This is a genomic window from Micromonospora maritima (assembly GCF_902825405.1).
GTDB lineage: Bacteria > Actinomycetota > Actinomycetes > Mycobacteriales > Micromonosporaceae > Micromonospora > Micromonospora maritima.
Map to the genome: position 1 here is coordinate 1 of NZ_CADEAU010000358.1, position 5,595 is coordinate 5,595.

A 5,595-nucleotide genomic window follows, 5' to 3' on the forward strand; every position below is an offset into this window, starting at 1 on the left:
CCCGGCCGCGCCGACCCGCCCCACCCCCGCGGAGGCTCCCTCCCGCGGGGAACGACCAGGGAGAACGCTCTCCCCGGGCCGATCCGCGCCTCCGGGGCCGGGCCGCGTCGCCCCCTGCCGGCGCGCACCGCACCCGCCCGCCCCCATCGCATTGCCGGCAAGCGCGAAAAACGCCGCCAACCGGTCGGTCGCGCCACCGAGGTCACGTTCCGGATTAGTCGGATGACTATCCGCTGTCACGGCGACCACCCGGCGCCCCCGCCGACCGGTCCCATGTTTGCTCATCCTTTACATCCTTCGACTTGCCGCCCAATTGCCGGGCTGACATACTCCACTCCATGAATCGGGATCGATAGAGGCGGACCGCGTCGTTCCGCCCCGAATTGCGACACCGCAGGTGGCGGCGGATTTTCGGCGCACGAGACCAGGCACGACGTTCGATGAAATCCCCGCGTCGTACCACCGTTGTCGGTATTCGCCGATTGGAATGGGTCAAGGATTTGTGGGTCTCTGACTGCAGCGGGTGTCACCGGAGACCACGGCGGGCCGCCCGCCCGCAGGCCCGGTGGAGGCCTGCCCGATGACGATGGCCGAAAGGGACCAGCAGCTCGACGTCCTGACCGGTCGGCTCGCCGATCTGCGCCGCGCCGACGGCCTGTCCGACACCTGGGATCCGATCACCGTGGTCACCGGCCCGGTCGGCGTCGGCAAGACCGCCCTGTTGCAGTCCCTCGCCCGACGGTGCGCGGAGACCGGGGTCGCCTACCTCGGCGCCAGCGCGTCGCGGAGCGAGCGGACGGTGCCGCTCGAGGTGATCCGTCAGCTCGTACGGCGGGCCGCCTGGGACGAGAGCGACCGCGAGCGGATCGGCCGGCTGCTCGACCGCGCGGTGCTGCGGTGGGACGAGACGACCGACGAGGAGACGCTCGCCCCGCTCACCGCCGCCATCGGCGGCGAACTGCTGGACCTCGCCACCCGAACCCCCACGCTGATCGCGGTCGACGACGTCCAGCACGCCGACGCGCCGTCCCTGCACTGCCTGGACCACCTGGCCCGGCGCGTCACCGGCCTGCCCGTGCTGATCGTGCTGACCGAGTCGCCGCGCACCCGCCCCTGGCACCCCACCGCGTACGCCGAGCTGCTCCAGCCGGCCCGACTGCACCGGATCCGGCTGCCCCTGCTCTCCGCGGACGGGACCTTCCAGATCCTGGCCGACCGGCTCGGCGTGCCGGTCGCGCGTCGCGTCGCCGACGAGGCCCACCGGATCAGCGGCGGCAACCCGCTGCTGGTGCACGCCCTGGCCGACGACCATCCGGCCGGCGCCGACGCGCCGGCGCCGGGTGAGGCGTTCCGGGAGGCGGTGCTGAGCTGCCTCTACCGCTGCGAGTTCCTGGTGCTGAAGACCGCCCGCGTGCTCGCGGTGACCGAGGAGCCGCTGCACGGCCCGCTCCTGCCCCATCTGCTCGACCTGCCCACCGAGCCGAACCTGTCCGCGGTCGACGCCTCCACCAGCGCCGGCCTCGTCACGGAGGACGGCCTCCGGCACCCCGCGGTACGGCGGGCGGTGCTCGACGGCATGACCGTCGAGGAACGCGCCCGCCTGCACCGGGCCGCCGCGCAGCTGCTGCACGACGACGGCGCCCCGCCGACCCGGATCGCCCCGCACCTGCTCACGACGGACGAGTTGACCGAGCCGTGGATGGCGCAGACCCTGCTCGACGCGGGCGAGCAGGCGCTGACCGACGGCGACGTGGACGCGGCGCGGCGATACCTGCGCCGGTCCAACCGGGACTGTCCCGACGAGTGCCTGCGGGCGCGGATCCGCTCCGCCCTGGCCCGGGCCGAATGGCGCCTGGACCCGCAGGCCGCCGTCCCGCACCTGCACGGCGTCGCCACCGCGGTCCGGGCCGGTCACCTGGGCAGTCGGCAGGCCGCCGGCCCGATCCAGTACCTGCTCTGGCACGGTCAGCCGGACCGGGCGGTGGAACTCATCCACCACCTCGGCGAGCACGCCGACAACCTCGACACCCACACGGCCGTCGACCTGATGATCATCAAGGGCTGGATGGCGACCCTCTATCCGGGGGCGCCGGTCGACATTCCCGCCTGGACGGTCCCGACCCGGGACCCCCTGGCCCTGGCCCGGGTCCGACACCGGCTGCGGGGCGTGCTGCTGCTGCGTACCGTGCTGGAACGCGGCGACCTCGACGCGCTGGAGGACGCCGAACGCACCCTCGCCACGCTCGGCCTGGACGACGAGCCGAGCATGTGGAGCGCGGTCTGTGCGGTGATCGCCATGATCTACGCCGACCGGCTCGACCTGGCCGACGAGTGGTGCGACAGGCTGGACCGGGTCGCCTCCGCCCGCCGGCACCGCACGCCGCGCGCCCTGCTCACCGCGGTCGCCGCCACCGTGGCCGGACGGCGCGGCGACCTGCACCGGGCACGCGAGCTGGCCGACTCGGCGCTCAACCGATTGTCGCCGAAGGGGTGGGGAGTCGCGATCGGCGCACCCCTGGCCGTCCGGCTGTGGACGCTGACCCGCCTGGAGGAGTGGGAGGAGGCGGCGGCCTGCCTGCGTACGCCGGTGCCGCCGGCGCTGTTCGAGACGCCGTTCGGGCTGCACTACCTGCACGCCCGCGGGCTGTACGCGCTCGCCGCCGGCAGCCCCGAGGCGGCGCTCGCCGACTTCCAGCTCTGCGGGCAGCTGATGACGTCGTGGCGGCTCGACCTCGCGCCGCTGGCCCCCTGGCGCACCGACTCGGCCCGCGCGCTGCTGCAACTGGGCCGCCGGCAACAGGCCGAGAAGGTGGTGCGGGAGGAGCTGGACCGGCTCCGCCCGACCGACCTGCGGTGGCGCGGCAACGCGCTGCGGGTGCTCGCCACCACCTCGGAGGGACCGGATCGGATCCGGTACCTGCGGAGCGCCGTGCGGCTACTACGCCAGTGCGGCGCCCGGGTGGAGCTGGCCTACACCCTCAGCGACCTCGGGCAGGCCCAGCAGCAGGGCGGCGACCTGCGCCAGGCGCGCAGCACCGCCCGCGCCGCCCGGGACCTCGCGGAGGAATGCGGCCTACCCGCGTTGCGACCGGCGGTCACGACCGGCCGGACCGTCGCGACCGACCCGGACGCCGACACCGGGCTGATGCTCACCGGGCTGAGCGACGCCGAGTCACGGGTGGCCGCGCTGGCCGCGCAGGGTCACACCAACCGGGAGATCGCGGAGCGGATGTTCCTCACCGTCAGCGCCATCGAGCAGCGGCTGACCCGCATCTACCGCAAGCTCGACGTCCACTCCCGCAGTGAGTTGGCCGCCCGCCTCCGCTTCGACCGCTGACCCCGCCGGCGGTCGAGCCCCGGCCCTGCGTCGGCGCCGCCCGCACCTGCGACCCTGCCCGACCGTCCGACCCGGACGGCCGTTCGGCATGCGGGGTCGAGCCATGGTGTGATCTGATCTCCTCGATCGGCGTCACCGGCTGTCCATCGTGGTGAAACACGGCCGTCACCTGGGCGGCCGACGCCCCCCTTCCGGTCAGCGGCGCAACCCCTAACGGCCTGTCGGTACCGCAGGTTTACCGTCCGAAGCGTGGGGTCCCGGACCCGTTGTCGCACGCCAGAGGCGGTGCCAGACTCGCCAGGAACCGGAACGCGAGTCCGACGACGCGTTCCGGTGGGGAGGATTTCCAGGGTCCACCCGGCCGACGGCCCGGTGCGCCTCACCCCTGTCCCGCTCCATCGACAGGTGTGGTGAGGGGGCGGTCGACGGCACCGGGCGGAACGGCGCCTCGGCGACGGTGACCCCGTCGTGGCACCGCGGACGAGAAGGGCTGACAGGACACGTGCTGGTACAGCGAGAAGAACAGCTCGACCTGCTGCGCGAGACCTTCCGAAACTGCGATCGGCAGCGGAGGGGGCACGTCTCGCTCGTCACGGGGGCGGTGGGCAGCGGCAAGACGAGCGTGCTGGAGTCGTTCGGCGACTGGGCGGCCACCTCCGGGGGCCGGGTGCTGAGCGCGACCGCGTCGCGGGCCGAACGCGAGTTGCACCTCGGGGTGCTCGGCCAACTCCTGCAGGGGGCGCGGCTGGCCCCCGACGCGGGGGTACGGGTGCAACGCCTGCTGGGCGACGGCCCGGACGGACCCGCAGACGACGAGCGGATCTCGGCGCCCGTGCTGCACGGCCTGTTCAGCACGCTGCTCGACCTCGCCGAGGCGGGACCGCTCGTGCTCACCGTCGACGACGTGCACCACGCCGACCCGGCGTCGCTGCACTGCCTGCTCTACGTCGCGCGCCGGCTGCGGCACACCCCGATCATGGTGGTGCTGGCCGAGGCCCGGACGCTGCGCCCGCCGCACCCGCACTTCCGCGCCGAACTGTTCAGCCAGCCGCACTTCACCCGGATCTCCCTCCCGCCGCTGACCGTCGAGGCGATCACGCGACTGGTCGACGACGGCGCGGAACCCGCCGCCCGGGAGACCGCCGAACGGTGCCTGCGGATGACCGGCGGGAACCCGCTGCTCACCCGGGCGCTGATCGAGGAGCGGCCCCGGGTCGAGGCGGGCGAGGAACCACCCACCGACCCGAGCCTCGGCGACGTGTTCGACCAGGCCGTGCTGGGCTGCCTGTACCGGCACGAGCCGGGTATCCGCCGGGTCGCGCAGGCCATGGCGGTGCTGGACCGGCCGGGCCCGACGGACCTGCTCGGTCACCTGCTCGACGTGGTGCCCGAGTCGGTCAGCCCGATGGTCCGGGTGCTACGTACCACCGGACTGCTGGACGAGGACCGGTTGCGCCACCCCCGGATCCGGCGCTCCATCCTCTCCGACATGTCCGTCGACGAGCGGCGTGAGCTGCACCAGCGGGCGGCCGAGGTGCTGCACGAGCACGGCGTCGAGCCGTACGCCGTGGCCGAGCACCTGGTCGCCGCCGGCTGGGCGGAGGCCGGGTGGACCGTGCCGGTGCTGCACGACGCCGCCGCCCAGGCCCTCGCGGTCGGCCGGCCCGACGTGGCCGCCGGCTGCCTGCGCCTGGTCGGGCGCGCCGACGTGGACGACGAGCAGCGGGCCGCCACCACCGCGATGGTGGTCCGCGCCCGGTGGCAGATCAACCCGTTGACCGTCGGCGGCCAGCTCGACCAGCTCGTCGGCGCCGCCCGGTCCGAGGGCTGGCCCGCCGAGGCCGCCCTGTCCACCGTGCCCTACCTGCTGTGGCAGGGACGGGTCGAGGAGGCCGACGAGGCGATCGCGGGATGCGCCGGCGACGACGAGCAGGCCCACGCGGCGACCGCGAGCCGGCGGCGGGCGATGCACCTGATGCTGGGGCTCTCCCATCCGGACCATCTCGCCGCCGTACGGGAGGCGGCCGGCGCGCCGCGCGCGGCGCTGCTGGCCGGCGGTTCGTCGCCGGTGCAGGCGCTGTCCCTGCTCGGCGCGGCGCTCACCCCCGCCGGTGACCACGACCCGGTGGCCGGCGCCGAGCAGTTGCTGCACCGCCACCACGGCGAGGACGGCATGCTCCCGCTGCTGGCCGCGCCGCTGCTGGCGCTGCTCTGGGCGGGCCGTGCGGACCGTGTCGGGGCCAGGTACAGCGCGGGTC

Annotated in this window: 2 protein-coding genes; both read left to right on the top strand. The window is 74.4% G+C overall.

Translation table 11 applies throughout. The features are described 5' to 3' along the window. The first annotated feature begins 580 nt into the window (after positions 1 to 580). Entirely contained in the window at positions 581 to 3,337 is a 2,757-nt protein-coding gene (locus tag HUW36_RS24315; protein WP_174530298.1) for an AAA family ATPase, read from the top strand. A 502-nt stretch (positions 3,338 to 3,839) separates the two neighbouring features. Beyond that, positions 3,840 to 5,595 (top strand): AAA family ATPase (locus HUW36_RS24320; RefSeq protein ID WP_174530299.1); only part of this gene is annotated, 1,756 nt, incomplete at its 3' end.